The organism is Sphingomonas desiccabilis (genome assembly GCF_004135605.1).
Classification (GTDB): domain Bacteria; phylum Pseudomonadota; class Alphaproteobacteria; order Sphingomonadales; family Sphingomonadaceae; genus Sphingomonas; species Sphingomonas desiccabilis.
This window is the reverse complement of sequence record NZ_SDPT01000002.1, coordinates 29,614-54,594: the sequence shown is the minus strand read 5'-3', so window position 1 is coordinate 54,594 and position 24,981 is coordinate 29,614. Positions and strand designations below refer to the sequence as shown.

General features: G+C 70.8%; 25 protein-coding genes and 1 tRNA gene. 13 read left to right on the top strand and 13 right to left on the bottom strand.

Annotated features, from left to right (window positions below):
• Window positions 1–43: 43 nt before the first annotated feature.
• A complete protein-coding gene (locus EO081_RS08445) occupies window positions 44–1,072 on the bottom strand; it encodes an MBL fold metallo-hydrolase (protein ID WP_311721253.1) in 1,029 nt (342 codons plus the stop codon).
• 107 nt (window positions 1,073–1,179) lie between these two features.
• Window positions 1,180–1,893 (bottom strand): SDR family oxidoreductase, encoded by a 714-nt coding sequence (gene bdcA, locus EO081_RS08440; protein ID WP_129341538.1) that lies wholly within the window; start codon window positions 1,891–1,893, stop codon window positions 1,180–1,182.
• 76 nt (window positions 1,894–1,969) lie between these two features.
• On the opposite strand from bdcA, the gene EO081_RS08435 reads away from it, so the two are divergent.
• The gene (locus tag EO081_RS08435) at window positions 1,970–2,560 is read left to right on the top strand and encodes a TetR/AcrR family transcriptional regulator (RefSeq protein ID WP_129341537.1); all 591 of its coding nucleotides are present in this window, start codon (window positions 1,970–1,972) and stop codon (window positions 2,558–2,560) included.
• An 11-nt stretch (window positions 2,561–2,571) separates the two neighbouring features.
• On the opposite strand, the gene EO081_RS08430 is transcribed toward EO081_RS08435, so the two are convergent.
• Together EO081_RS08430 and EO081_RS08425 are read right to left on the bottom strand one after the other, a co-directional pair.
• Window positions 2,572–3,216 (bottom strand): class I SAM-dependent methyltransferase, encoded by a 645-nt coding sequence (locus EO081_RS08430; protein WP_165284565.1) that lies wholly within the window; start codon window positions 3,214–3,216, stop codon window positions 2,572–2,574.
• A 45-nt stretch (window positions 3,217–3,261) separates the two neighbouring features.
• Window positions 3,262–4,353 (bottom strand): anhydro-N-acetylmuramic acid kinase, encoded by a 1,092-nt coding sequence (locus EO081_RS08425; protein ID WP_129341536.1) that lies wholly within the window; start codon window positions 4,351–4,353, stop codon window positions 3,262–3,264.
• 122 nt (window positions 4,354–4,475) lie between these two features.
• Between EO081_RS08425 and EO081_RS08420 the strand changes: the two genes are divergently transcribed.
• The 3 genes from EO081_RS08420 to EO081_RS08410 all read left to right on the top strand — a co-directional run bounded on the left by EO081_RS08420 (window position 4,476) and on the right by EO081_RS08410 (window position 9,150).
• Window positions 4,476–6,107: an FAD-dependent monooxygenase gene (locus EO081_RS08420; RefSeq protein ID WP_129341535.1), complete on the top strand. Its 1,632-nt coding sequence runs from the start codon at window positions 4,476–4,478 to the stop codon at window positions 6,105–6,107.
• Window positions 6,108–6,361: 254 nt separating this feature from the next.
• A complete protein-coding gene (gene hrpB / locus EO081_RS08415; protein ID WP_129341534.1) occupies window positions 6,362–8,827 on the top strand; it encodes an ATP-dependent helicase HrpB in 2,466 nt (821 codons plus the stop codon).
• Between the two features lie 41 nt (window positions 8,828–8,868).
• Entirely contained in the window at window positions 8,869–9,150 is a 282-nt protein-coding gene (locus tag EO081_RS08410; RefSeq protein ID WP_129341533.1) for an ETC complex I subunit, read from the top strand.
• 19 nt (window positions 9,151–9,169) lie between these two features.
• Here the strand turns inward: EO081_RS08410 and EO081_RS08405 are convergent, their stop codons facing one another.
• Genes EO081_RS08405 through EO081_RS08390 form a run of 4 tightly spaced genes read right to left on the bottom strand, consistent with a single transcriptional unit; the run spans window position 9,170 to window position 11,863 of the window.
• Entirely contained in the window at window positions 9,170–9,706 is a 537-nt protein-coding gene (locus EO081_RS08405; RefSeq protein ID WP_129341532.1) for an NUDIX hydrolase, read from the bottom strand.
• Window positions 9,703–10,374 carry a TPM domain-containing protein gene (locus EO081_RS08400; RefSeq protein WP_375781660.1) on the bottom strand — a complete coding sequence of 224 codons (672 nt, stop codon included), beginning with the start codon at window positions 10,372–10,374 and terminating at the stop codon, window positions 9,703–9,705. The genes EO081_RS08405 and EO081_RS08400 overlap by 4 nt, the downstream gene beginning before the upstream one ends.
• On the bottom strand, window positions 10,374–11,264 hold the full coding sequence (locus EO081_RS08395) for a TPM domain-containing protein (protein ID WP_129341531.1): 891 nt from the start codon (window positions 11,262–11,264) through the stop codon (window positions 10,374–10,376). The genes EO081_RS08400 and EO081_RS08395 overlap by 1 nt, the downstream gene beginning before the upstream one ends.
• An 8-nt stretch (window positions 11,265–11,272) precedes the next feature.
• Window positions 11,273–11,863: a LemA family protein gene (locus EO081_RS08390; protein WP_129341530.1), complete on the bottom strand. Its 591-nt coding sequence runs from the start codon at window positions 11,861–11,863 to the stop codon at window positions 11,273–11,275.
• An 81-nt stretch (window positions 11,864–11,944) separates the two neighbouring features.
• Here EO081_RS08390 and mscL point away from each other — a divergent pair, with 81 nt between their 5' ends.
• Window positions 11,945–12,433, top strand: coding sequence for a large conductance mechanosensitive channel protein MscL (gene mscL / locus EO081_RS08385; protein WP_129341529.1), 489 nt, complete (start codon window positions 11,945–11,947; stop codon window positions 12,431–12,433).
• A 149-nt stretch (window positions 12,434–12,582) separates the two neighbouring features.
• Here the strand turns inward: mscL and hisN are convergent, their stop codons facing one another.
• Window positions 12,583–13,368, bottom strand: coding sequence for a histidinol-phosphatase (gene hisN, locus EO081_RS08380; protein ID WP_129341528.1), 786 nt, complete (start codon window positions 13,366–13,368; stop codon window positions 12,583–12,585).
• Window positions 13,369–13,479: 111 nt separating this feature from the next.
• Between hisN and EO081_RS08375 the strand changes: the two genes are divergently transcribed.
• Entirely contained in the window at window positions 13,480–14,043 is a 564-nt protein-coding gene (locus tag EO081_RS08375) for a peroxiredoxin (RefSeq protein ID WP_129341527.1), read from the top strand.
• A gap of 562 nt (window positions 14,044–14,605) precedes the next feature.
• On the top strand, window positions 14,606–15,223 hold the full coding sequence (locus tag EO081_RS08370; RefSeq protein WP_129341526.1) for a YbhB/YbcL family Raf kinase inhibitor-like protein: 618 nt from the start codon (window positions 14,606–14,608) through the stop codon (window positions 15,221–15,223).
• Between the two features lie 100 nt (window positions 15,224–15,323).
• Here the strand turns inward: EO081_RS08370 and EO081_RS08365 are convergent, their stop codons facing one another.
• Together EO081_RS08365 and EO081_RS08360 are read right to left on the bottom strand one after the other, a co-directional pair.
• On the bottom strand, window positions 15,324–16,175 hold the full coding sequence (locus tag EO081_RS08365) for a glucose 1-dehydrogenase (protein WP_129341525.1): 852 nt from the start codon (window positions 16,173–16,175) through the stop codon (window positions 15,324–15,326).
• A 200-nt stretch (window positions 16,176–16,375) separates the two neighbouring features.
• The gene (locus EO081_RS08360; protein WP_125961305.1) at window positions 16,376–17,047 is read right to left on the bottom strand and encodes a glutathione S-transferase family protein; all 672 of its coding nucleotides are present in this window, start codon (window positions 17,045–17,047) and stop codon (window positions 16,376–16,378) included.
• A 64-nt stretch (window positions 17,048–17,111) separates the two neighbouring features.
• Between EO081_RS08360 and EO081_RS08355 the strand changes: the two genes are divergently transcribed.
• Window positions 17,112–17,669, top strand: coding sequence for a hypothetical protein (locus tag EO081_RS08355; protein WP_129341524.1), 558 nt, complete (start codon window positions 17,112–17,114; stop codon window positions 17,667–17,669).
• 4 nt (window positions 17,670–17,673) lie between these two features.
• On the opposite strand, the gene EO081_RS08350 is transcribed toward EO081_RS08355, so the two are convergent.
• Entirely contained in the window at window positions 17,674–18,543 is an 870-nt protein-coding gene (locus EO081_RS08350) for a PEP-CTERM sorting domain-containing protein (RefSeq protein WP_129341523.1), read from the bottom strand.
• Between the two features lie 389 nt (window positions 18,544–18,932).
• Between EO081_RS08350 and EO081_RS08345 the strand changes: the two genes are divergently transcribed.
• A complete protein-coding gene (locus EO081_RS08345; RefSeq protein ID WP_129341522.1) occupies window positions 18,933–20,060 on the top strand; it encodes a glycoside hydrolase family 26 protein in 1,128 nt (375 codons plus the stop codon).
• A 206-nt stretch (window positions 20,061–20,266) separates the two neighbouring features.
• Here the strand turns inward: EO081_RS08345 and EO081_RS08340 are convergent.
• A tRNA-Gln gene (locus EO081_RS08340) sits at window positions 20,267–20,340 on the bottom strand.
• Between the two features lie 249 nt (window positions 20,341–20,589).
• On the opposite strand from EO081_RS08340, the gene EO081_RS08335 reads away from it, so the two are divergent.
• From EO081_RS08335 to EO081_RS08320, 4 genes are all read left to right on the top strand, one after another.
• Window positions 20,590–21,633 carry a Ppx/GppA phosphatase family protein gene (locus EO081_RS08335; RefSeq protein WP_183947945.1) on the top strand — a complete coding sequence of 348 codons (1,044 nt, stop codon included), beginning with the start codon at window positions 20,590–20,592 and terminating at the stop codon, window positions 21,631–21,633.
• Window positions 21,630–22,322, top strand: coding sequence for an RlmE family RNA methyltransferase (locus EO081_RS08330; protein WP_129341521.1), 693 nt, complete (start codon window positions 21,630–21,632; stop codon window positions 22,320–22,322). Before EO081_RS08335 ends, EO081_RS08330 begins: the two co-directional genes overlap by 4 nt.
• Before the next feature lie 592 nt (window positions 22,323–22,914).
• Window positions 22,915–24,006: a pyridoxal phosphate-dependent aminotransferase gene (locus EO081_RS08325; RefSeq protein ID WP_129341520.1), complete on the top strand. Its 1,092-nt coding sequence runs from the start codon at window positions 22,915–22,917 to the stop codon at window positions 24,004–24,006.
• A complete protein-coding gene (locus EO081_RS08320; protein ID WP_129341519.1) occupies window positions 24,006–24,914 on the top strand; it encodes a prephenate/arogenate dehydrogenase family protein in 909 nt (302 codons plus the stop codon). Before EO081_RS08325 ends, EO081_RS08320 begins: the two co-directional genes overlap by 1 nt.
• Window positions 24,915–24,981 lie beyond the last annotated feature (67 nt).

Below are 24,981 nucleotides of genomic sequence, written 5' to 3'. Positions count from 1 at the left end.
GTTCACTCCGAGCAGCGCTTAGCGAGCAAATGTCGCAGAAGTTTCACGCCATCGCAGGTGCGAAGGAATATGTGTCGCCGGGTGTCGCTGCGATGAATCGCGCGGGCGCGATGCCGCGTGCCGTCAGCGCCGCCGCCAGCCGCGCCACCGGCTCCTCGCGCGCCTCGTCGGTCAGCTGGAACGTGCCCCAGTGGATGCCCAGCGCGTGGGCCGCCCCCAGCAGCTCGAACATCGCCACCGCCTCCTCCGGGTCGGCATGCTGCGGCGCCATGAACCAGCGCGGCGCATAGGCGCCGATCGGCAGCAGCGCGACGTCGGGCGCGCCGTGCCTGGCGGCGATGTCGCGAAAGATGCCGCCGCCGCACCAGCCGCTGTCCCCGGCGAAATAGATGCTGCCCGCTGGCGTCTCGATCCAATGCCCCGCCCACAGCGCCATCCGGCGGTCGCCGGTGCCGCGTGCCGACCAGTGGTTGGCCGGCACCAGCGTCGTCGCGGCACCCCCGGGCAGCGCGATGCGGTCGCCCCAATCGCCCGTCGCCGTCCGCGCGCCGGGCACGCCCTTCTTCACGATCGCGTCGTTGCCCAGCGGCATCACCATCAGCGGCGCGTCGCGCGCATGCAGCCGCTTCAGCGTCGCCATGTCGAGATGGTCGTAATGGTTGTGCGACAGCAGCACCGCGTCGATCCGCGGCAGCGCGTCGAACGCGATTCCCGGCGCCGTCACCCGCTTCGGCCCCGCAAAGGTGAAGGGGCTCGCCCGCTCCGACCAGACGGGATCGGTGAGCAGGTTCACGCCCGCCGCCTGGATCAGCAGCGTCGCATGGCCGACTGCCGTGATCGACAGCCCCGCCACCCGCGGCTCCGGCACCGCCTGCGCGACCGGCACCGTCTTGGGCCAGGTCGCCGGGCGCGGCCCGAACTTCCACCGCAGCATGTCGGGCAGCCCGCGATCGGTCGCAGGCTGCCCGGGATTGAAGAAGCGCACGCCGTCGAAATGGTCGCTCGGTGGCCCCTGGTAATAGCGGTTGCGCGCCACGATCAGCCCTGCCGCCCTGCGGCGGCAGCTGCCCACCCGCCGTGCTCCGCGCCGCCAACCTTGCTCATGCGCGTCCCCCTGTCACAGTCTGCGGCGGGAGAACGCGCGGGCCCGGTTTTGGTGGCAGGGCGCGCGCGTCCCGCTCAGGCGCCGAACGCGCCGTCGATCGTGTGCATCGCGCCCGTCACGAACCCGGCTTCGGGTCCTGCCAGCCAGGCCACCATGCCGGCCACTTCCTCCGGTCGCCCATGGCGCTTGATCGCCAGGAAGCTGTGCATCAGGTCGCGCATCGGACCATCTTCGGGATTGGCGTCGGTGTCGATCGGCCCGGGCTGCACCACGTTGATGGTGATGCCGCGCGGCCCGAAGTCGCGGGCAAGGCCGCGCGCCAGCCCCTGCAGCGCCGACTTGCTGAGTGCATAGGATGCCATGCCCGCCACCGGCATCCGGTCGCCGTTGACCGATCCGATCACGATGATCCGCCCGCCCGCCGGCATCTGCCGCGCCGCCTCGACAGAAGCGTGATAGGGCGCATGGACGTTGATGCGGAACAGCCGGTCGATCACGTCCGGATCCTGCTCCAGCGCGTCGCCGAACACCGCGATGCCCGCATTCACCACCAGCACGTCGAGCGGCCCGCTCTCGCGCACCCGCGCAATCACCGCATCGCGGTCGGCGCTGTCCGTCACCACCGCGGTGCTGCCCGTCTCCGCCGCCAGCGCCTGCGCCGCCTCGGCCGAACCTGCGTAGGTAAAGGTCACCGCCGCGCCGTCTGCGGCAAAGCGCCGCACGATCGCCGCCCCGATGCCCCGGCTTCCGCCCAGCACGAGAACGGACTTTCCCTGAAACGCGGTCATCTGGCACTCCCTGGCAAATTACTGTAGGGGTCGCTACATAAACAGCGACCTCGCACCGTCAAGGCATTCTGTAATCGTGACTACAAATAAACCCCGCACCCGCGGTCGTCCCCGCAGCTTCGATCCGGAACAGGCGGTGGCCATCGCCCAGACGCTGTTCCACACGCGCGGCTATGACGCGGTCAGCGTCGCCGACGTGACGGAGGCGCTCGGCATCAACCCGCCGAGCTTCTATGCGGCGTTCGGCAGCAAGTTCGGCCTCTATACGCGCGTGCTCGATCGCTATGCCGGCACCGGCGCGATCCCGCTCGATGCGATCCTCCTGCCCGACCGCCCGGTCGCCGAGGCGCTGGCGGCGCTGCTCGAAGAGGCCGCGCGCCGCTATGCGGCGGCGCCGTGCACCACCGGCTGCCTGGTTCTGGAGGGCACGCGCTGCAACGACGCGGAGGCGCGGGAAGCCGCCTCCGCCTTCCTGGTCGCAGCCGAAGCCGTGATCCGCCGCTACATCGCCGATCGCCATCCCGAGGACGCCGATCGCCTGACCGACTTTGTCTGCACCACCATGGCCGGCGTGTCAGCCGCGGCACGTCACGGCCACGACCTCGACCGCCTGCTCGCCACCGCCCGCCTCGCCAGCCACGCCATCGCCCAGGCGCTCGGCGACTGAGGGGAGGTCCATCAAAGCGGACCGCGAGGAAAGCGGTTCGTGTTGGCCGGTAAGCGGACCTTCCGCAGTGCGAGCCATGTCCACTTCACACCAGCGGCCTGGTTGCCGGCCTGCAAGGATGCAGCCTCAGCAACGCGCACGATGTCGAAGCCGATCTCTCTTGCGCCGGCTAAGGTACGCCCGACATCAACAGGGAAAACCCGCCGGCTCGGTGCGCCGGCACCGTGGCGCAGGGACAGGATCAGGAGACCCCCGTCCGCCGTCATCTCGGCAAGGTGGCAGATACCGACCGCGCGATCATCCTCGTCGAGATGCTGCCAAACCGCGCACGCAGTCACAAGGTCGAAGGCGGGCTCTCGCCTTGCAGCGACTAGGTCCGGCAACCGATCGTCGAGCCAGGCGATCCTTTTGTCCCTGTGAAGAGCCATGCCTGCCGCGCGGAGTTCCTCGACAGGCTCCACTGCCAACACTTGATGGCCTTTAGACGCGAACCACGCCGCATCTCGTCCCGTGCCGGCACCGATGTCTGCGATCCGTGCCGGCGAGACCGGTAGTAGGTCCGCTACGGGAGCGAGGAGGTCACGCGTCGAGATGGCCTCGAACCGCGCGATGAGTCCGGCGCTTGCTTCGGCGTAGCCTGTGAGAACATCGGTCATGCGAAATGGCTACGGCGACGAGCGCTTTCTTTCACGGCGCGCGCCCTAGCCCCGGTACGTCACCCCGCCCGTCATCGCCTCCGGCGCCCCGGTCGTCCCTGGAAACGAAATCGCCAGCCCGCGTACCGATCGCGCCGCCAGATAGGCGAACGCCTCCGCCTCGATGAAGTCGCCGCGCATGCCCAGCGTGTCCGACGAATCCACCCGCCCCAGCGCCTCCGCCAGCATCGCCATCATCACCGGATTGTGCCGCCCCCCGCCGCACACGATCCAGTGCCAGTCGGCCGACGCCTCGCCCAGCTGCGCGCGGCACGCCACCACCGCCGCGACCGTGAACGCCGTCAGCGTCGCCGCCGCATCCGCGTCCGCCAGTCCCGCCACCGCATCGAGCGGAAAGTCGTAGCGGTCGAGCGACTTCGCCCCGGTGCGGGTGAAGTACGGGCTCGCCATCAGCCGCTCGACCACGCCGCGATCGACCGTCCCGGCCGCCGCCAGCCGCCCGCCTTCGTCGTAGCGGCCCAGCCCGCGCGCCTGCACCAGCTGGTCGATCAGGCCGTTGCCCGGCCCCACGTCGAACGCGGCCAGGCTCCCGTCGCGCGCGATCGCCGTCACGTTGGCGACCCCGCCGATGTTCAGGAACGCGACCGGCCGCGCGCACCCGGCCCACTCCGCCAGGGCCGCGTGATAGATGGGCGCCAGCGGCGCGCCCTGCCCGCCCGCCGCCAGGTCCGCCTGCCTGAGGTCCGCGACCACCGGCACCCCCAGCGCCACCGCCAGCGCATCCGGATCGCCCAGCTGGATCGACAGCCGGCGCTCGGGCCGGTGCAGCACCGTCTGCCCGTGGAAGCCGACCAGCTCGATCGTCCCCGCGTCCGGCTGCGCCAGCAGCTCGCGCGCGGCGCGGACATGGACGTCGTGGATCACCCGCTCGGCCTCGGCGAAGCTCGCCGGGCGCGGGCCGTGGCCGTCGCTCGCGATCGCATCCTCGGTCGCCTGCTCCAGCACCCGGCGCTCCTCGGCCCCGAACGGCAGCATCAGCGCGGGGCCGAAGCCGGTGACGCCCGCACCGTCCGTCTCCAGGATCGCGGCATCGACGCCGTCCAGCGAAGTGCCGCTCATATATCCCAGCACGCGCATTGCCGCTCTCCACCCAAATCGCCGCTCGCCGCGCCGCCCGACCCGCGATAGCTTGGGGCCACGGCGCTGCTGCCCGATCCAAAGCACAGCGCGCAAAGCGATGCCAGCGTGGAGACAGGACCATGTCGGACGGCGATCGGTGCGAAGTGCTGGTGGTGGGCGCAGGGCCGACCGGCCTCATGGCGGCGCTGCTGCTGCGACGACAGGGGATCGACGTCCGCATCGTCGATCGCGCCGCCCAGCCGTCCCGCGAATCCCGCGCCTTTGCCGTCTCGGCGCGCACGCTGGAGCTGTTCGCCAGCCTCGGCCTCGCCGACACCCTGCTCCAGCGCGGCGTGATCGACAGCGGCATCGGCTTCCACGTGTCGGGCGAGTGGGTCGGCGGGCTCGACTTCGACCACGCCAGTTCGCCCGACACGCCGTACCGCTTCATCCTGATGCTGCCCCAGGCGGAGACCGAGGCGGTGCTGCTCGACGCGCTCGACGAGGCCTGGCTGGCGGTGGAGCGGGAGGTGGAGGTGACCGGCCTCGCCGTCGATCCGGACGGCGTCTTCGTGGAGGCGCAGGACGCTTCCGGCACCGTCACCACCCTTCGCGCCCGCTATGTGATCGGCGCGGACGGCGCGCACAGCATCGTCCGCCACGCGCTCGACCTCCGGTTCGAGGGCGCGCCCTATCCGCAGAACTTCCTGCTGGGCGACGTCGCGGTCGACTGGCCGCTCGACCACGACCGCTTCCGCGTCTTCGTCCATGCCGATCGCATCGGCCTGTATTTCCCGCTCGACGGCACCGGCCTGTCGCGGGTGATGGCGACCGACCTGCACGCCCGGGCCGACGAGCACGCCGCGCCGGAGCTCACCCTCGCCGAGCTCCAGTCGGCCTTTGCCGACGCGACCTGCCTTCCCGTCACCCTCTCGCGCCCCGAATGGCTCACGCGCTTCCGCAGCCATCACCGCGTCGTCGATCGCTACCGCGTCGGCCCGGTGTTCGTCGCGGGCGACGCCGCCCACATCCATTCGCCCGCCGGCGGCCAGGGCATGAACACCGGCCTGCAGGATGCCGCCAACCTCGCCTGGAAGCTCGTCTCGGTGCTGCGCGGCGGCGCGTCGGAGGCGCTGCTCGACAGCTATGGCAGCGAGCGCCTGCCCGTCGCGCAGGAGGTGCTGCGCTTCACCGACCGCATCTTTAACGCCGCCGCCGGCCAGGTCGGCTGGCGCGCCTGGCTGCGCGACGCGCTCGCGCCGATGCTGGTGGGCCCGGCTTCCGCGCTCGACGTCGTCCAGGACCGTGCCTTTCGCCGCTTTGCCCAGCTCGACATCGCCTATCCCCCCAACCCTTCGGTCGCGGAGCTGCCCAAGGGTCCGGCGCCCCGGCCGGGCGAGCGCGCGCCCAATGCCCAGCTGACCCGCCACCGCGACCTGTTCGATCTGCTCGCGGGCTATCGCTTCCACGTCCTCGCCGTCTCCCGCCGCCGTCTCTCGGCCGTCGAGGCGAGCACCCTCGCCGACGCGCTCGCGCGCCTTTCCGGCGAGCGCGTGGCCACCCACCTGCTCGCCCGCATGACGGCAGGCGCCCACGGCGCCGTCGAGCGCCTGGAGCGCGCCGACCTGTTCGAGCGCTACGGCCTCGCCGACGAGCACGCCCAGGCCCTGCTCCTGGTCCGCCCCGACGGCGTCCTCGCCTGGCGCGCCGAAAGCCTCGACCTCCCCGCCTGCACCGCCTTTCTCCGCAGACTGGGCGCCCTCCCCCGCTGAGGCCGGCGGCGGCGACGCCCCCATCTGCGTACCCCGGCGAAGGCCGGGGCCCAGTTAGGCAACACTCGCGGCTCCATCGAAACGCCCCCACCTGGACCCCGGCCTGCGCCGGGGTACGGCGCGCTCGATCGGACCCGCCGCCCCCGCCGCTGTCCTACCCCGCCAAACCATGGCATGGAGCCCCCACGCCGCCCCTCCGGGCAGCCGGTGCGCCCCCGCATCCTGGACTCACGTTCGACGAACCTTCTGCCGCGATGACCCTGCCGATCCACGTCGTCCTGCCCGCCCTGCTCGGCCACCTCGCCAGCCGCAGCAGCGCCGTGCTCGTCGCCCCGCCCGGCGCCGGCAAGACCACCGCGGTCGCCCCCGCGCTCCTCGACCAGTCCTGGTGCACGGGCGAGGTGCTGCTCCTCTCCCCCCGCCGCATCGCCGCTCGCGCCGCCGCCGAGCGCATGGCCGCGCTTGCCGGCGAACCGGTCGGCCGCACCTATGGCTACGCCACCCGCATGGACAGCCGCCGCTCCGCCCAAACGCGGGTGACGGTAGTGACGGAGGGCATCTTCGTCGCCCGCATCCAGGCCGATCCCGAACTCGCCGGCATCTCGGCCGTGCTGTTCGACGAGGTCCACGAACGCAGCCTCGACAGCGACTTCGGCCTCGCCCTCGCGCTCGACGCCCAGGCTGGCCTGCGGCCGGACCTGCGCCTCGTCGCCATGTCGGCGACCCTCGACGGCGCCCGCTTCGCCCGGCTGCTCGACGACGCGCCGGTGGTGGAGAGCGAGGGCCGCAGCCACCCCCTCGACCTCCGCCACCTCGGCCGCACCGCCGAGCAACGCATCGAGGACGGCATGGCCCGCGCGATCCGCACCGCGCTCGCCGACACCGACGGCGGCGTCCTCGCCTTCCTGCCCGGCGTGGGGGAGATCGAGCGCACCGCCGAACGGCTGGAGGGCCTCGGCTCCGACATCGTCCTCCACCGCCTGCACGGCAGTCTGGAGCCCGCCCAGCAGCGCGCCGCCATCGCCCCCGATCCGGAAGGCCGCCGCAAGCTCGTCCTCGCGACCGCCATCGCCGAGACCTCACTCACCCTCGACGGCATCTCGACCGTGGTCGACTCCGGCCTCGCCCGCCGCCCGCGCTACGATCGTGCCGCGGGCATGACCCGGCTGGTGACCGAACGCGCCAGCCAGGCGGCGGTGACCCAGCGCGCCGGCCGCGCCGCGCGGCAGCGACCGGGCGTCGCCTATCGGCTGTGGGAGGCTGCCGCCACCGCCGGCCTGCCCCGCTTCGATCCCCCTGAGATCCTGGAGGCGGACTTGTCGGCGCTGGTGCTCGACTGCGCGCGCTGGGGCGTCACCGATCCGACGACGCTGCGCTGGCTCGATCCGCCTTCGGCCGCCGCGGTTTCCGAGGCCAAGGCGCGGCTCGCCATGCTGGAGGCGATCGACGCCGACGGCCGGCCTACCCCGCATGGCGCGGTGATCGCATCGCTGCCGCTGCCGCCCCGGCTCGGCCACATGCTGGTGCGGGCCGGCGAGCGCGGCCTCGCCCAGGTCGCCGCCGAGGTCGCGGTGCTGCTCGGCGAGCGCGGCCTCGGCGGCCAGGACGCCGACCTCGAACTGCGCCACCGCCGCTGGCGCAGCGAGCGCGGCCAGCGCGCCGAGGCCGGCCGCCGCATGGCGCAACGCTGGGCGAAGCTTGTCCCCGCCGCCCCGCCTGCCGAGCGCGACCCCCAGGCGCTCGCCACCTGCGTCGCGCTCGCCTTTCCGGATCGCGTCGCCCGCCGCCGCGACGCAACCGGCGAGCATTGGGCGAGCGTCGGCGGCCGCGGCTTCCGCCTCGATCCCACCTCGCCGCTCGCCAGCGCCGAATGGCTGGCGGTGGCCGAGACGCAGGGCGCCGCCTCCGGCGCGCGCATCCTCTCGGCCGCGGCGCTCGACCTCGCCACCATCGAGTCGCTGTTCGGCGACCGCATCGCCGTGCGCCGCGACGTCGCCTTCGATCCCGCCACCGGCGCGATCAGCGCGGTGCGCGCCCGCGCGCTCGGCGCGCTGCGGCTCAGCTCCGGGCCCGACAGCGCCGCCTCCGCAGCCGAGATCGAGGCCGCGCTGCTGGAAGGCGTGCGCAACCACGGCCTCGCCCTCCTGCCCTGGGGCGACGACGCCGCCGCGCTGCGCGCCCGCGCGCGGTTCGCCGCCGAGATGGGCGGCATCGACGATCCGCTGTCGGATGCCGTGCTGATCGACCGGCTCGACGAATGGCTGCCGCCGCTGCTGACCGGCAAGCGCCGGCTCGACGCGATCGGCGGCGGCGTACTGGTCCAGGCGCTGGAGGCGCTCGCCGGCTGGGACGCGATGCAGGCGGTGCGCCGCCTCGCCCCCGCGCGCTTCGAAAGCCCCGCCGGCTCCACCCACGCGATCGACTATGGCGCCGAGGGCGGCCCGCGCGTCGAGCTGCGCCCCCAGGCGCTGTTCGGCCTCGCCCGCCACCCCACCGTCGCGGGCGGCGCAGTGCCGCTGGTGCTGAGCCTCACCTCGCCGGCCGGTCGCCCGATCCAGACGACCCGCGACCTGCCCGGCTTCTGGGCCGGCAGCTGGGCGGCGGTCGCAAAGGAGATGCGCGGCCGCTACCCGCGCCACCCCTGGCCGGACGATCCCGCCTCGGCCTCCGCGACGCTGCGCACCAAAAATGCGGATGCGCGGGCGCGCGAGGGGCGTTAGAGCGTTTGCCAACAAACCCCATTTCCCGCGTGGAGAAGCTTGTGCCGTCCGCCCGTATCTATCAGCGCCCCAAGAATTCCACCCAGTCCGGCCGCGCCCGCACCGACATGTGGGTTCTGGAGTTCGAGTCCACCGAGCCCAAGCAGGCGGATCCGCTGACCGGCTGGGCCGGCTCGGGCGACACCCGCGACCAGGTCCGCCTGACCTTCCCGACCGTGGAAGCGGCGCAGGCCTATGCCGAGAAGCAGGGCCTGACCTACCACGTCGTCCCGGCGCCCGAGCGCAAGCTCAAGCTCCAGGCCTACGCCGACAACTTCCGATAAGCCTGGGCGGGGGCGGCGCTTACCGCCCCGCCAGGATCCCGGCGCCCAGCAGCAGCAGCAGCTTCACGTCCATCGCGAAGCCCTCGGCCCGCTTGGCGGCGATGAACGCCTCCACCTCGGCGAGCGGCACCCGGTGGACGGTGATGTCCTCCCCGTCGACGCCGCCGCCCTCGCCGGTCTTCACCAGCTCGGTCGCGCGCATCAGCGTGAAGCCCTCGCTGACCATGCCGGGCGAGGAGTGGAACATGCCCAGCGACTCGATCTTGCCGGGCCGGTAGCCCGTCTCCTCCTCCAGCTCCCGCGCAGCCGCGATCTCGGCGCCTTCGCCGGCGACGTCGTCACCGATCAGCCCGGCCGGCAGTTCCAGGCAGCGCTTGCCCAGCGGCATGCGGAACTGGTCGACCAGCAACACGCAGCCGTCCTCGTCCACCGCCAGGATCACCGCCGCCTCGATGCCGCGGGCCCGGCCCACATACTCCCACGTCCCCTGCTTCTTGGCGACGATATACTTGCCCTCCCACATCGTCTCGACGGGGAGGTTCGCGTCCTTGGTCATAGTTCGATCAATCGGTCCGGTAGTTCGTTGATGTCGTCGGCGCTGCGCGGGAAGTGCTCGGCGAGCACCACTCCCACCTGCTCGACCGCGCGCGCCATGCCCTCGCCGACGCGCCCCTCGCGCACGGAGGCGACCAGCGCCGCCATCGCCTCGCCCCACACTTCGGGCGCGACCTTGGCATGGATCGCCTCGTCGGCGATCAGCTCGGCCCGGTGCTCGGCCAGCGACAGGTAGAGCAGCACGCCGGTGCGGGCACGCGTGCGCTTCTCGGCCGCGGTGCGGAACAGCCCCACCGCCCGCCTGCGCACCCGCCGCGTCTTGGTGGCACCGGGCGTCATCGCGATCCGCAGCTTCGGGATGGCGAGCAGCAGCCGCACCGCCAGGAACGCCAGCGTCTGGAGCAGCAGCGCGATCAGCAGCAGCACGCTCGGGTGCACCACCTGCGTCCAGGGATCGAACACCCGCTCATACAATGCCGCCGCCATGCCGGGCCACACCGACAGCAGCGCCAGCACCAGCAGCATGGCGAGTACCGCCCAGTGCAGCGCCACGTCGTGGTAGGAGTCGGATCGGCCCGCGACCACCGTCACGATCTCGCCGTCCGTGCCGCGCTCGGCCGCGGCAACGGCCGCCGTGACCGCCGCATGATCCTGTTTGCTCAGATGCATCACCAGCTCCCCGAAGCGCCGCCGCCGCCGAACGACCCGCCGCCGCCGCCGCCGAAGCCGCCGCCTCCCCAGCCGCCACCGCCTGAGCCGCCGCCACCGCCGCCCCAACCGCCCCAGCCGCCGCGGTCGTCGTCGTCGCGCGAGCCGTGTTCGATCGCATTGGCGATGGTCCACAGCACGATCGGCCAGTCGCTGCCGCCGCCGCCCCGCGAGCGATAGCGCCGCCCGCGCCACTTGCCCTTCCTGCCGCCCCCGCCGCGCAGCATCGACAGCAGCACGAACAGCAGCACCATGCCCCAGAACACCAGCCCCAGGGGGAAGCCGCCGCCGTTGCCGCGTTTGGCGGCGGTGCTGTGGGTGCGGTCATATTCGGCGGCCGCCGCCTTGGCCCGCGCCTGCGCGTCGGCGTCGGGCAGCGACAGCTGCGTCGCCAGCGCATCGGCGCCCGCGACGATCCCGCCCGCCAGGTCGCCCGCCTTGAACCGCGGCAGGATCGTGCCGTTGATGACGACGCTCGAATAGGCGTCGGTCAGCACCGGCTCCAGGCCGTAGCCGACCTCGATCCGCACCTTGCGCTCGTTGGGGGCCACCAGCAGGATCGCGCCATTGTCCGCGTCCTTCAGGCCCACCGCCCAGGCCCGGCCCAGCCGATAGCCATAGTCCTCGATCGGGTAGCCCTGCAGGTCCGGCACCGTGGCCACCACCAGCTGGTGGTTGGTCTGCTGCTGGAGCCGGTCGAGCTTCTGCGTCAGCGCCGCCTCCTGATCGGGCGGCAGGACGTTCGCCGCATCCACCACGAAGCCGGTGAACTTGGGAAAGTCCTGCGCCTGCGCCGCGCCCGCGCTTCCCAGCGCGAGCAGCGTCGCCAGCAGCAGCCGAACCAGCGCCATGGCCCGGCTCAGCTGGCGTTGCCGAAGTCGACCGTGGGTGCGGTCTCCGCGCCCGCCTGCGCCTGGAACGGCACCTTGGGCTTGGCGCCGTAGAAGATGCGCGCGCCCACCGCGTCGGGGAAGGTGCGGATGCGGGTGTTATAGGCCTGCACCGCCTCGTTATAGTCGCGCCGCGCGATCGCGATGCGGTTCTCGGTGCCCTCCAGCTGGCTCTGCAGCGCCATGAAATTCTGGTTGGCGGTCAGCTGCGGATAGGCCTCCACCACCGTGCGCAGCTGTCCCAGCGCCTGGGTCAGCTGGTTCTGCGCCTCGCTGAACCGCTCGAACTGCTGCGGGTCGGACAGGTCGTCGGTGGTGATGTTGATCGACGTGGCGCGCGCGCGTGCCTCGGTCACCTTGGTCAGCGTGCCCGATTCATGGGCGGCATAGCCCTTCACGGTCGCGACCAGATTGGGGACCAGGTCGGCGCGGCGCTGGTACTGGTTCTGCACCTCGCCCCACTTCGCGTTCACATTCTCCTCCGCGGTCGGGACGCTGTTCACCCCGCAAGCCGCGAGCAGCCCCGCACCCAGCATCGTCAGCATCGTCCGAAAGCGCATCTGTCTCTCCTCAGCCTTGCCATCGCCGCTTGTAGCGGGGCAGGAACGTTCCGCGAAGGGCAATCGATCAATGAGGAATTCATGACGCTGTTGCACGAGTTCCGGAAGTTCGTGGCGCGCGGCAACGTGCTCGACCTGGCGGTCGGCGTCATCATCGGCGCGGCGTTTGGCACCATCACCAAGTCGCTGACCGACGACATGATCATGCCGGTGATCGGCTGGCTGTTCGGCGGCTTCGATTTCTCGAGCTATTTCCTGCGGCTGGGGCCGATCCCCGCCACCTACACCGGCTCCCCCGACAATTACGCCGCGCTGAAGGCCGCGGGCGTCCCGCTGTTCGGCTATGGCCAGTTCGTCAGCGTGGTGATCAACTTCCTGATCCTCGCCTTCATCGTCTTCCTGCTGGTGAAGTTCGTGAACCGCGCGATCGCGGTCGTGCACGAGGAGCAGAAGGCCGGCACCGCCGCTCCCGCCGCCGACCCGCCCGAAGTGGCGCTGCTGCGCGAGATCCGCGACGAGCTGCGCGCGCGCAAGGATGATGCGGGCAGCAGCCCCACATCGTCATCCTGACGGACGCGGGACCTTCGGAGATCCCTTACCGTGCTCCTGCGAAAGCAGGAGCCTGGAGCCCCAAACACCGCAAGCCGTTGTTCTGCTTGGCCCTGGATCCCGCCTGCGCACCGATCCGATAGCGCCGTGCGCCGGCGGGGCCTCGCCCCTCAGTGCCCGCCGCGGCAGGCGAGTGCCTCGACCAGTTCCTCGATGCGCGCCGGGTCGCCTGCGGCAATGACCTCGCCGTTGCTAGCGGCGTGGAGGGGGTCGCCCGCCCAGTCGCACATGCGCCCGCCCGCGCCCTCGACCACCGGCACCAGCGCCGCGAAGTCGTGCAGCTTCAGCTCCGCCTCGATCACCACGTCGAGATGGCCGGAGGCGAGGCAGGCGTAGTTGTAGCAGTCGCCGCCCAGCACGGTGCTGCGGACGGCCGCGTCGACGTGCTCGAACGCATGGAGCTGGTCGTCCGTGAACAGCGCGGGAGAGGTCGTCGCCAGCAGCGCGTCCGCCAGGTCGCGGCAGCGGCGGGTGCGCGCCTCCTGGCCGTTCAGAGTCGTTGGCCGGCCGACCACCCCCAGCCAGCGCTCGCGCAGGATCGGCTGGTCGATGATGCCCAGCACGGGCCAGCCGTCCTCCACCAGCGCGATCAGCGTGCCGAAGATCGGCCGCCCGGCGATGAAGGCGCGGGTGCCGTCGATCGGGTCCAGCACCCATTGCCGCCCGCTGGTGCCGGCGCGCTCCCCCTCTTCCTCGCCCAGGATGCCGTCCATCGGCCGCTCGGCGACCAGCAGCCGGCGCATCGCCGCCTCGGCCTCCTTGTCGGCGAGCGTGACGGGAGAGGCGTCCGCCTTGGTCTCCAGCCCGAACTCGGCGCGGAAGCGGGGGCGGATCGCGGCGCCCGCGGCATCCGCGAGGCGCAGGGCGAGGTCGATGTCGGTCTGGGAAACGGCCATGCCCACCCCTACTCCCGGCATGCGCCCCCGCCAACCACCAAGCCGCGCGAAGCCGCGTGACGCCGGCCGGCCACCCGGCTAGGCTGGCGCATGTCCTGCGGGAGTTCGACCATGCGTCCAATGCTGCTGATCGCTTCGTTGCTGCTGCCCTTCGCCACCCCCGCCGGGGCGGCACTCGCCCCCGGTGCCAAGGCGCCCGACTTCGTCGCCAAGGGCGCGATCGCGGGCAAGCCCTTCACCCTCCACCTGCGCTCGCAGCTCCGCAAGGGGCCGGTGGTGCTCTACTTCTTCCCCGCCGCCTTCACCGGCGGCTGCAATGCCGAGGCACGCGCCTTTGCCGAGGCGGTCGACGAGTTCCGCGCGGCGGGCGCGACCGTGATCGGCATGTCGGCCGACCCGCTGGACAAGCTGGAGGCGTTCTCCGCCCAGCATTGCGCGGGCAAGTTCGCGGTGGCGAGCGCCACGCCGCGCGTGGTCCGCGGCTATGACGTCGCCCTGGGTGCCCCGGCTTCGGGAAAGAGCGCGCCCATCCGTACCAGCCGCACCAGCTATGTGATCGCGCCGGACGGCCGCATCCTTTACGCCCATGACGACGCCAGCCCGCTCGAGCATGTCCAGCGCACGCTGGCGGCGGTGCAGAGCTGGCACCGGCAGCATGGCGGCGGGCGCAGCTGACGCGGCCGCACGTTCCACCAAGTCGTGGCGCATTGCGCCGCACGCGCTCGGCGAGTCTCGCCAACTTGGCGCTTCCGGCCGATGCAGCACTCGTGTTTTCAAGCACTTAGGAAACTGGCACGACCCCTGCAAAGTCCCTGGCATCGGTCGCCGGATGGTCCGGCGGCCGAAAGGATCAGGGAGTTTCCACCATGTCGACCCGTCTCCAGACGCTGCAGTTCAGCTTCGCTTCGCTCGTCGCCGCCGTCGCCTTCGCCTCGCTGACGATCAGCGCCGCCGCATCGGTCGTCCCGGTCGCCTGACCGGGACACCTTCTCCATCGAGTCGGAGACCCAGCCATGCGCTCCTTTCTCATCGCGCTCGCATCCTTCGTCACCACCGCCACGGTGATCGTCGCGACCAGCGTGCCCTTCGCCGGCGGCATCGCCTGACGCGAAACCCGGCCGTTTTTGCGTCCGACCCTTGTTCCGGTGCTGCAACGAACCCTAGGATCGGGGCGTCCCTTGGAGCCAAGCCGCCGCTGGGCGGTTCTCCAGGGCACCAAGCAGCAAGAGGAACTGGGATGCTCGAACATCTACCACGCTGGCTGGGCGCGCTGCTGCACGACGTGCGCGCCGGGGCGAGCAAGCTCACCATCGTGGACCCGACGCTCGGCGACTTCGCCGCGCTGAACCTCGCGAGCCCGGCCTTCGCAGACGGCGCGCGGCTGCCGGAACGCTTCACCGCCGACGGCACCGGCGTGTCGCCGCCGCTCTACTGGACGGGCGTCCCGGCCGGCACCGAGTCGCTCGCGCTGGTGGTGGAGGATCCGGACGCCCCCGCCGCCCAGCCGCTGGTGCACGCGATCGTCTGGGGCATGCCGCCGTCGACCGACCAGCTGCGCGAGGGCGCGATCCAGGCGGATGGCGACGGCGCGCTCGACGGCAGCGACGTCGGCCGCAACAGCTATCTGCGCGAAGGCTGGCTGCCGCCCGATCCGCCGAGCGGCCACGGCGAGCATCGCTACGTCTTCCAGCTCTTCGCGCTCGCACCGGGCGAGGATCTCGATCCTACCCCCGGCCGCGGCGCGGTCGTCCACGCCATGGCCGGCCGCGTGCTCGCCGCCGGCCTGCTGACCGCCACCTATTCCCGCGACGAACCCGCCGACATCGGCCCGGTCGGAAGCGCGGTACCCGCCTGAACCCCTGGGTCCCCGCGCAGGCGGGGACCCAGGGCCAAGCAGACCAACCGGCAGCATTGTGGCCCGGTGCTCCCACCCGCGCGGGAGCACCGGTTCTGGCTTACCCGTTGACGATCGTGCCGCCGTTCGGGTGCAGCACCTGCCCCGACATGTAGCTCGCATCCTCGCACGCCAGGAACAGGAAGGACGGCGCCACCTCGTTGGGTTCGCCGCGCCGGCCCATCGGCGTCGATTCGCCGAAGCTCTCCAGCTTCTCCGGGGTCGCCCCGCCCGACGGGTTGAGCGGCGTCCAGATCGGCCCCGGCGCGACCGCGTTCACGCGGATGCCCTTCTCGATCAGGTTCTCGGAAAGGCTGCGCGTGAAGGCGGTGATCGCCCCCTTGGTGGACGAATAGTCCAGCAGCTCCTTCGACCCCTGGTACATGGTGATCGAGGTGCAGTTCACGATCGCCGCGCCCGGCTTCAGGTGCGGCATCGCCGCCTGCACCAGGAAGAACATGCCGAAAATGTTGGTCTGGAAGGTGCGGCGCAGCTGCTCCTCGGTGATGTCGGTGATGTCCTTGTCGGCATGCTGCTCGCCGGCATTGTTCACGAGCACGTCGAGCTTGCCGAACTCGGCGATCACCTGCGCCACCGCCTGCTCGCAGAACGCCTTGTCGCCGACGTCGCCGGCGATGGTAAGCGCGCGCCGGCCCTCGCCGCGCACGATCTCCGCGGTCTTCTCGGCATCGTCGTGCTCGCACAGGTACACGATCGCGACGTCCGCACCCTCGCGGGCATAGAGCGCCGCCACCGCGCGGCCGATGCCGCTGTCGGCGCCGGTGACGATCGCCACCTTGTCCTTGAGCCTGCCGGAGCCGGGATAGCGCGGCGTCCAGTCGGGCTTGTCGTCCATCCGGCTCTCATGGCCGGGCAGCGCATCCTCATGGATCATCGGGTCGAAGTCGCTCATCGCGAAAGGCCTTTTCGTCTGGGGGAGACCCCATGAACGGAAGGGCACTGCGCGAAGTTCCTGACTCAGCACTTCGTGGAAAGCATCACGCCGCTGGGCGCCCTCCCGTGCTCCTGCGAAGGCAGGAGCCTAGGGTTGCGGAGCGCAATCGCCGCTAGTTCTGCCTGGCTCTGGATCTCTGCCTGAGCAGGGATACCGCGTTACAGGTCGAGCTTCTCGTAGTCCGGCGGCGGGGCCACGCCCTCCATCCGCTCGGCGAGCAGCGGGCGGAAGCTCGGGCGGCTCTTCATGCCGACGTACCAGCGCTTGGCGGTCGTGTGCGTCTTCCAGTCGATCCCGCCCAGATAGTCCGCGACCGAGATCTGCGCCGCCGCCGCCAGATCGGCCAGGCTCATCGTCGCCCCGCCCAGCCACGCGCGGTGGTCGAGCAGGTAATCGATGTAGTCGAGATGCTCGACCGCCGCCTTCATCGCGTCGCGCAGCGCGCGCGTGTCCGGCGGCAGGCGATGGACGATGCGCTTCTCCATCCGCTCCAGCAGCAACGGCCCGGTGATCTCGCGGAAGAAATGCGTGTCGAACCAGGTGACGAGCCGGCGGATCTCGGCACGGTCGGCCGCGGTGCCGTTCAGCATCGCCGCCTTGTCGACCGTCTCCTCGAAATATTCGCAGATCGCCATCGAATCGATCAGCGTGACGCCGCGCTCGACATCGACCATCACCGGCGTCTGCCCGGCGGGGTTCAGGTCGAGGAACTCGTCGCGGCGCGCCCAGGGCGATTCGCGCACGGGTTCGTAACCGACGCCCTTTTCCGACAAGAGCAGGCGGACCTTGCGCGAAAAGGGACACAGCGGGAATTGCAGGAGCTGCCACATGGCTTTGCTGTTAGGCGGGCGGGAAGGCGGGCGGAAGGGGCTTGATGCAGGACGGGCATAGAGAATGACGGCAGTGCTGTGGCTCGCGGGTGCGATCCTGTTCGCGGAGGTGTCGCGCAACCGTGCCGCCTGCGCCGGCGCGGTGCTGCTCGCGTGTCTTTCCGGCACCACGCTGCCCGACCTCGACCTGTCGCTGGGGCTGGTCCACCGCAGCATCCTCACCCACGGCCCGCTGCTCCCCGCCCTGCTGCTGCTGGGGCCGCCCCGCTGGCGCGCCGTGGCGGCCGGGCTCGCGCTCGGCATCGGCCTCCATGTCGCCGCCGATACCTTTCCCAACGCCATGACCGGCTATGCGACGGTGAAGCTGCCGTTCGCCGGGTCGATCGGCGCCACCGCCTCCTACCTCTGGCTCGCGGCCAATGCGCTGGCGCTGACCATCGCCGGCGGGATGCTGCTGGCGCGCACCTTCCCGCCCAAGTGGTTCGCGGGGCTGCTGGCGGGCAGCGCCGCGATCGGCATCGCCTATCTGTTCGTCACCGACGGCGGCTGGCCGGCGCTCGGCGTCTACGCCGCCTTCGGCTGGCTCGCCGTCCGCCAGCGCAAGCAGGCGCGGATCGGCTGACGCCTCAGCGGCAGGTGGTGCCCGGCCGGGTCGCCTCCCACGCCACCGCCTGCAGCCGCTCCGCCATGTCGCTGCCGATGCCGAGTTCGATCGCGGAAGCCTCGTCGCGGCCCAGCGTCCGCGGATCGCGGCCGGTGATCTCGGCAAAGACGATCAGCGCCTCCAGATAATAGCCGTACACGCTGGCGTGATACTGGTCGTAGGACCAGAGCGGCGCCTGGTCATAGGCGATGCCGTCATAGGGGTTCGCATCCGCGACGCCGCGCGCCATCGCGCAGTTGAAGCCCTCGCCCACCGGCAGCACGCGCGTGCCCGGCCGCACCGCCGCCGCGCGGTCGTACGCCCGGCGCAGGTCGCGGGCCATGGTCTCGATCGGCTTTCCCCTCCACGGGCTGGGTTTCTGGAACACCAGGTCCGGCCGCGACCAGGTCGCCATCAGCCGCAGGTCGACCTTGGGGTTGCGCGCCGCGAACAGGGCGGACAGGCGCCGCACGCCCTCCATCAGCCCGGCGGGATCGCCCGGCTTCTCCGGGTCGAGGGTGCTGTATTCCTGCAGCACGACATGGTCCCAGGCGCGATCGAACCGGTCGCGCCGGTTCTGCCAGTGCCAGTTGAGCGTGCGCCCGCCCGCCGTCTCCAGCGCCACCTGATAGTCGAGCCCGGCCTGGTCGGCGAATCGCTTGAACAGCGCCGGCACGCCGCCCAGCCCCTCGCCGTTCAGGTCGGTGACGGTGTCGGGACGGTATTTCCACGCGGGCGAGTTGGCGCCGAAGGTGAAGCTGTTGCCGACGAACAGGATCGTCTCCGCACCCGCGGGCACCGCCGCTGCCAACAGCGCTGCCGCCGCGATACCGATCCAGCGTGCGAACTTCATGCGTCTCTCCCGATGCGCCGTCTCCGGCTCCGGGTGCATCAACCGCAATCCCCCCGCCACCGCAAGCGCCCGCGCGCAGGACGGCCGAGTCCCCGAACGGTCGGCATGCGGCTGCGCGCGCAACTTGCGCTTTGTCTCACCCACCGCGGGATTCGCCGCAACAATCTAAACATAGGTTTGTCATCCGGAATTGCCGTTTCTAGGAACGCTGCCGGCAGAAGCGACCCAGCATCCGCGTTTCGAACGCCCGCTCAGATGTCGCCCCCACGACCCCGGCAACCGACCGGGGCGTGCTACCCCCTTCAGCACCGAACTTCCCCACTTCGTAACCCACGCGAACCCGTCGGCTTGGTGCTGCCGGGCGGTGTCTTCGCGCCTCAAGGTATCCGATGAAACTCCATTATATTTTGGGGGGCGCCGGCCTGACCGTCGCCGCCCTTGGCTCCGCATTCGCCGCGACCAGCTGGTCGCCTCGAAAGCAGAATGACACCGCCGGCACGGTGATCATGCCCCGTCCGTCGACGGACGCTACAAGCGCGTACCGGCGATGGGCCGCAGCCCGGCCGGCGCCGACCCCCACGCCCGCTCCGGCCCCTTCCCCGACCCTCATGGCCGCCACGGCGACCACGCCGACGACCACGCAGATCGTCCGGCAATCGGTCGCGATCGGCAACGATCCGGCGATGCTGACCTATTATCAGAAGTGGCTCGGGCGGCCGGTGGATGCCGTGACCCTCTTCGGCGGCGCCGCCAACTGGACCGACTGGCAGAACTCCCCGGGCTACCTCGCCAATCGCTACAAGGGCATGACGGGCGACATCCTCTGGTCGATCCCCCTCATTCCCAAGGGCGCCACCCTGGATGAGGCGGCGCGCGGCGGTTACGACACCTACTATCGCAACCTTGCCCGCACGATGGTGAACTTCTCGCCCAACGACCGGTACATCAACCTGCGCGTCGGATGGGAATTCAACGGCAAGGGCTGGTTCCCCTGGTCCGCGGTCGGCAAGGCCGAGCAGTACAAGGGCGCCTTCCGCCACTTCGTCCAGGCCTTCCGCTCGGTGGCACCCAAGCGCTTCGTGTTCGAATGGGCGCCCAACGTCGGCAATGTCGGCATGGACCCTTCCACCGCCTATCCCGGCGATGACGTCGTCGACATCATCAGCATGGATTTCTACTGGGACACCAAGTGGCTCGGCACCGATCCGGCCAAGGCCTGGAACTACATGGTCACCCAGAAGTGGGGGCTCCAGTGGCACCAGGATTTCGCCAAGGCGCATAACAAGCCCACCGCCTATTCGGAGTGGGGCGTCAACTCGGACACGGCGGGCGCCTACATCCAGTCGGCCTCGAAGTGGTTCGAGGATCACCGCGTCGTCTACCACGGCTACTGGAACAACAACTCCGCCTTCCGGGGGGACTTGAGCCACGGCCAGTACCCGCGTGCGGCGAGCACGTTCAAATCGGTCTTCGGCGGCAAGCCCAAGGCCGGCCCGCTCCTTATCGCGGGCAGATAAGCCAGCCGGCAGGCGGGCCGCTCCCCAAGGGGCGGTCCGCCTGGACCGAGCGGCAGCCGCCGAGGGCAGCGGCACCAGAGTCGCGCACGAGACGCTGCCTCAGGCTTCGGCGATGGATTTCAGCAAAATACGGGATTGTGCGGTTCTCGGGCCGATCTCCAGGCCGGAACCGCAGGCCAACCGGGCATTTCGCCGATCAGCAGCACTGGATGCCCCGCGTGGATTCGAACCACGATTGACGGAGTCAGAGTCCGTAGTCTTACCATTAGACGACAGGGCAATGTCGTGAGGGCGCGCTGTTAGGGGGCGCGCGCGACGCGGTCAAGCCTGTTTTCATGCGGATGCGCGATCGCCCCCGCCCCACGCTCCGGCGAGCCCAGCGGGCGCCCTGTCGCGGAACGGCTCCCGGCTGCCGTTCGCCCGCCAGCCTCGCCTTGCCGTTGCCAGAAGGTTCCGCTAGCTTTTCGGACAAGCACCGAGCGGCGGATCTCCGCCGTGACGGAACAGAACATAAGAAGAAAGTGACGGCATGGGGGACTCCACCGCCCGGTTGCCGCACCGGCGGGGCGTTGCCCCCGCCCGTTCGGGACCACATGCACCAGCGCAATCGCGCTTTGCCAAGGCGCGCCATTTCGCGGCGCTGGACCTCGGCACGAACAACTGCCGGCTGCTGATCGCCCGGCCCCAAGGCTCGGGCTTCGCGGTCGTCGATGCCTTTTCGCGAATCGTGCGACTCGGCGAGGGGCTTGCGGCGACCGGTCGGCTGAGCGAAGCCGCAATCGAACGCACCATCGCCGCGCTCCGGATCTGCGCCGACAAGCTGCGCCGCCGCAACGTCACCCTGTCGCGCGCCGTCGCGACCGAGGCGTGCCGGCGCGCGACCAACGGCGCCGACTTCATCCGGCGCGTACATGAGGAGACCGGTATCTTTCTGGACGTGATCTCGGCCGAGGAGGAGGCCCGCCTCGCCGTGCTAGGCTGCCATGCGCTGCTGGAGCCGGGCGACGGCCCTGCGCTGGTGTTCGACATTGGCGGCGGCTCGACCGAACTGGTGCTGCTCGACACGGCGGGGCCGGTCCCCAGCGTCGTCGACTGGCACAGCACCCCCTGGGGCGTGGTGTCGCTGACGGAGAGCCTTGGCGCCGGTCGCGCCGCGCCGATTCCTAGTGGCGCGTTCGACGCGATGCGCGCCTGCGTGGCCGAAAGCTTCGCGCCCTTTGCCGCGCGCCTGCCCAAGGTCACCGGCCAGCGCCGGCTGCTCGGCACCAGCGGCACCGTGACCACGCTTGCCAGCGTCCATCTGGGGCTCGACAGCTATGATCGCTCGGCGATCGACGGCCTGATCGTGCCGTCCGACGCCATGCGCCAGGTCAGCCGCCGCCTCGCCGGGCTGGAGCTCTCCGGCCGCGCCAAGGTGCCCTGCATCGGGCCCGAGCGCGCCGACCTGGTGGTGGCCGGCTGCGCCATCCTGGAGGCGATCCTGGACCTGTGGCCGGCCGAGCGCCTCGGCATCGCCGATCGCGGCATCCGCGAGGGCATTTTGCGTCGCCTGATGCAGGGGCGCTACGCATGAGGGGCGCACCTCCCGGGCGCCAGCGCGTCCGCACCGCCCGCGGCCGCACCGCGCAGTCCACGCGCTGGCTCGAACGCCAGCTGAACGATCCGTATGTGAAGCGCGCCAAGGCCGAAGGCTATCGCAGCCGCGCCGCCTACAAGCTGCTGGAGCTCAACGAGCGCTTCCACCTGCTGCGCGGCGTCAAGCGCGTGGTCGACCTCGGCATCGCGCCGGGCGGCTGGTCGCAGGTGGTGCGCAAGCTCGCGCCCTCCGCCGCGGTCGCGGGCATCGACCTCTTGCCGGTCGATCCGATCGACGGCGTGACCATCTTCCAGCTCGACTTCCTGCACGCAACCGCGCCCGACCTCCTGCGCGAGGCCTTGGGCGGCGAGGCGGACCTGGTGATGTCGGACATGGCGGCCAACACCGTCGGCCATCCCCAGACCGACCACCTGCGCACCATGGCGCTGGTGGAGGCCGGCGTGATGTTCGCCTGCGAAGTGCTGCGCCCGGGCGGCGCCTTTGTCGCCAAGTCGCTGGCAGGCGGCGCCGACAATGCCCTGATTGCGGAACTCAAGCGCAACTTCGCGACGGTGAAGCACGCCAAGCCCCCGGCGAGCCGCAAGGGTTCGTCGGAATGGTATGTGATCGCGCAAGGCTTCAAGGGCCGGGCGAAGCTCGCGTCGGAGGACTCGGCGGAGAACTAGGCCGTAGGCGTATGAACGGACTGCCGGGAGTGGGTGGAAAGCTAACTTCTTCATAGCTACGCTCCCGGCATGCGGGACTTCCTCAAAAGCTACGCACGGCAAAGCCCTTACCGACTGGCAAGTCTCACGCTTGTTGTGCTCCTGGGGTTGGACCTGGCAGCCGTCGCGACCCTTGGTGGACCGGAGTGGCTCGCCTTTCTGCTGGGCCTCCCTATTTACATAGGTCTCGTCGGAATGACTTATCATCGACTCCGGGATGCGAACCTGTCGGCAAATTGGTTGGTCCTGATGATCATCAGTCCGACCTTCGGGCCCAAATGGGAAAGCTCCGGATGGTTGGTTCTGTACGCATCCAATCTTCTGCTTCTGGTTCCGATCGCGCTGGGGTGGCTGGTCGGGAAGATGCCGGCGAACTCGGACGGCGCCCCAAACGTCCGCTAATGGAACGTTAGCGGACGTTCCCGCCGATTGGTTCTCGGCGCAGGCGGAACAGCGTCCGCCCCACCTTCCCTTCCAGCTTCCCACAGCTCCGTGTTTCCACGCCTCCGCCCACGCCTTGCCTTCGGCGAGGCGTTGCGCCACTCCCCGGCGCATGAACGCACCCGCTCCCAAGCCCTGGGTCCTCGACATCGCGCCCTATATCCCGGGCCGCGCGACCAACGACGGCGGCCGACCGGTCGTGAAGCTCTCGGCCAACGAGAACCCGCTCGGCACCTCGCCCGAGGCGAAGGCGGCGTTCGCGGCGGCCCAGGCGAGCCTGGAACGCTATCCCGATCCCGGCGCCACCGCGCTGCGCGAAGCGCTCGCCGCCGCCCATGGCCTCGATCCTGCGCGCGTGATCTACGGCACCGGATCGGACGAACTGCTGCACCTGGCCGCCGGCGCTTATGCCGGCCCGGGCGACGAGGCGATCTACGTCCGCTACGGCTTCGCAGTCTACGACATCGCGATCCGCCGCGTCGGCGCGACCCCGGTGGTGGCGCTGGACCGCGACTATGCGACCGACGTCGACGCGATCCTGGCCGCGGTGACCGATCGCACCACGCTGGTCTATGTCGCCAACCCCAACAACCCCACCGGCACCTTCGCGCCCGCCGCCGAGATCGCGCGGCTGCACGCCGGCCTGCCCTCGCACGTGCTGCTGGTGCTCGACCAGGCCTATGCCGAATATCTGGAGCCGGAGGACGACGACCTCGGCCTCCAGCTGGTCGAGGCCCATGAGAACGTGTTCGTCACCCGCACCTTCTCCAAGATCCACGGGCTTGCCGCCGAGCGGATCGGCTGGGGCTATGGCTCGGTCGCGGCGATCGACGCGATGCACCGCATCCGCGCACCCTTCAACGTGACCACCGCGGGCCAGCTCGCCGCCATTGCCGCCGTCGGCGATACCGGCTTCGTCGAACGCAGCCGTGCCCACAACCGGCAGTGGCGCGACTGGCTGGCGGGCGAGGTCGCCGCACTCGGCAACGCCGGCCTGCGCGCCGTGCCGTCCGAAACCAACTTCCTCCTCGTCCTGTTCGAGGGGCCGGTCTCGGCCGAGACCGCGTACAAGGGGCTGATGGACGCGGGCTACATCACCCGCTGGCTGCCGGGCCAAGGCCTCGCCAACGGCCTGCGCATCACCATCGGCACCGAGGAGCAGATGCGCGGCCTGGCCGACGCGTTGCGCGGGATCGTCGGCTGATGCTGCCCTTCGCCCGCGTCGCCGTGATCGGCCTGGGGCTGATCGGCTCGTCGGTCGCGCGCGCGGTGCGCGAGGCGATGCCGAACGTCCGCCTCACCGGCCACGACGCCGACCCCCAGGTGCGCGAGACCGCGCGCGCGCTCGCCCTCGTCGACGACGTCGCCGACCATCCCGGCGCCGCCGTCCTCGATGCCGAGCTGGTGGTGCTGTGCGTGCCGGTCGGCGCGATCGGCGCCGTCGCGGCCGAGCTCGCGCCCGACCTTCCCGCCGGCGTGATCGTCACCGACGTCGGATCGAGCAAGGCGAGCGTCGCCCAGGCGCTGGCCGAGGCGCTTCCCGGCGTCGCTGTCGTCCCCGCCCACCCCGTCGCCGGCACCGAGCGGTCGGGCCCGGAGGCGGGCTTCGCGACGCTGTTCCGCAACCGCTGGTGCATCCTGACGCCCGCCGAGGACGCCGACCCCGTCGCCGTCGCACGCGTCGCCGAATTCTGGCGCCGGCTGGGCGCCGACATCGAGCAGATGGCGCCCGAGCACCACGACCGCGTGCTCGCCGTCACCAGCCACCTGCCGCACCTGATCGCCTACACCATCGTCGGCACCGCCTCGGATCTGGAGGAAGTGACGCAGAGCGAGGTGATCAAATATTCGGCCGGCGGCTTCCGCGACTTCACCCGCATCGCCGCGTCCGATCCGACCATGTGGCGCGACGTGTTCCTCAACAATCGCGAGGCGGTGCTCGACATGCTCCAGCGCTTTTCGGAGGACCTGTCGGCGCTGCAGCGCGCGATCCGCTGGGGCCAGGGCGACGAGCTGTTCGACCGCTTCACCCGCACCCGCGCGATCCGCCGCTCGATCGTCGAGCAGGGCCAGGACGACGCCCGCGCCGACTTCGGCCGCAGCCACGAATAGCGGGAAGAGCCCGTACCGTACCCCGGCAAAGGCCGGGGCCCAGTTGGGAAAGCGGTCGTAGCAGCCG

Coding starts and splice junctions, on each gene's coding strand:
- bdcA (WP_129341538.1), bottom strand. CDS start 1,893: ATGACCGCGTTTCAGGGAAAGTCCGTTCTCGTGCTGGGCGGAAGCCGG.
- EO081_RS08430 (WP_165284565.1), bottom strand. CDS start 3,216: ATGACCGATGTTCTCACAGGCTACGCCGAAGCAAGCGCCGGACTCATC.
- EO081_RS08425 (WP_129341536.1), bottom strand. CDS start 4,353: ATGCGCGTGCTGGGATATATGAGCGGCACTTCGCTGGACGGCGTCGAT.
- EO081_RS08420 (WP_129341535.1), top strand. CDS start 4,476: ATGTCGGACGGCGATCGGTGCGAAGTGCTGGTGGTGGGCGCAGGGCCG.
- hrpB (WP_129341534.1), top strand. CDS start 6,362: ATGACCCTGCCGATCCACGTCGTCCTGCCCGCCCTGCTCGGCCACCTC.
- EO081_RS08405 (WP_129341532.1), bottom strand. CDS start 9,706: ATGACCAAGGACGCGAACCTCCCCGTCGAGACGATGTGGGAGGGCAAG.
- EO081_RS08400 (WP_375781660.1), bottom strand. CDS start 10,374: ATGCATCTGAGCAAACAGGATCATGCGGCGGTCACGGCGGCCGTTGCC.
- EO081_RS08395 (WP_129341531.1), bottom strand. CDS start 11,264: ATGGCGCTGGTTCGGCTGCTGCTGGCGACGCTGCTCGCGCTGGGAAGC.
- EO081_RS08390 (WP_129341530.1), bottom strand. CDS start 11,863: ATGCGCTTTCGGACGATGCTGACGATGCTGGGTGCGGGGCTGCTCGCG.
- mscL (WP_129341529.1), top strand. CDS start 11,945: ATGACGCTGTTGCACGAGTTCCGGAAGTTCGTGGCGCGCGGCAACGTG.
- hisN (WP_129341528.1), bottom strand. CDS start 13,368: ATGGCCGTTTCCCAGACCGACATCGACCTCGCCCTGCGCCTCGCGGAT.
- EO081_RS08375 (WP_129341527.1), top strand. CDS start 13,480: ATGCGTCCAATGCTGCTGATCGCTTCGTTGCTGCTGCCCTTCGCCACC.
- EO081_RS08370 (WP_129341526.1), top strand. CDS start 14,606: ATGCTCGAACATCTACCACGCTGGCTGGGCGCGCTGCTGCACGACGTG.
- EO081_RS08365 (WP_129341525.1), bottom strand. CDS start 16,175: ATGAGCGACTTCGACCCGATGATCCATGAGGATGCGCTGCCCGGCCAT.
- EO081_RS08360 (WP_125961305.1), bottom strand. CDS start 17,047: ATGTGGCAGCTCCTGCAATTCCCGCTGTGTCCCTTTTCGCGCAAGGTC.
- EO081_RS08355 (WP_129341524.1), top strand. CDS start 17,112: ATGACGGCAGTGCTGTGGCTCGCGGGTGCGATCCTGTTCGCGGAGGTG.
- EO081_RS08350 (WP_129341523.1), bottom strand. CDS start 18,543: ATGAAGTTCGCACGCTGGATCGGTATCGCGGCGGCAGCGCTGTTGGCA.
- EO081_RS08345 (WP_129341522.1), top strand. CDS start 18,933: ATGAAACTCCATTATATTTTGGGGGGCGCCGGCCTGACCGTCGCCGCC.
- EO081_RS08335 (WP_183947945.1), top strand. CDS start 20,590: ATGGGGGACTCCACCGCCCGGTTGCCGCACCGGCGGGGCGTTGCCCCC.
- EO081_RS08330 (WP_129341521.1), top strand. CDS start 21,630: ATGAGGGGCGCACCTCCCGGGCGCCAGCGCGTCCGCACCGCCCGCGGC.
- EO081_RS08325 (WP_129341520.1), top strand. CDS start 22,915: ATGAACGCACCCGCTCCCAAGCCCTGGGTCCTCGACATCGCGCCCTAT.
- EO081_RS08320 (WP_129341519.1), top strand. CDS start 24,006: ATGCTGCCCTTCGCCCGCGTCGCCGTGATCGGCCTGGGGCTGATCGGC.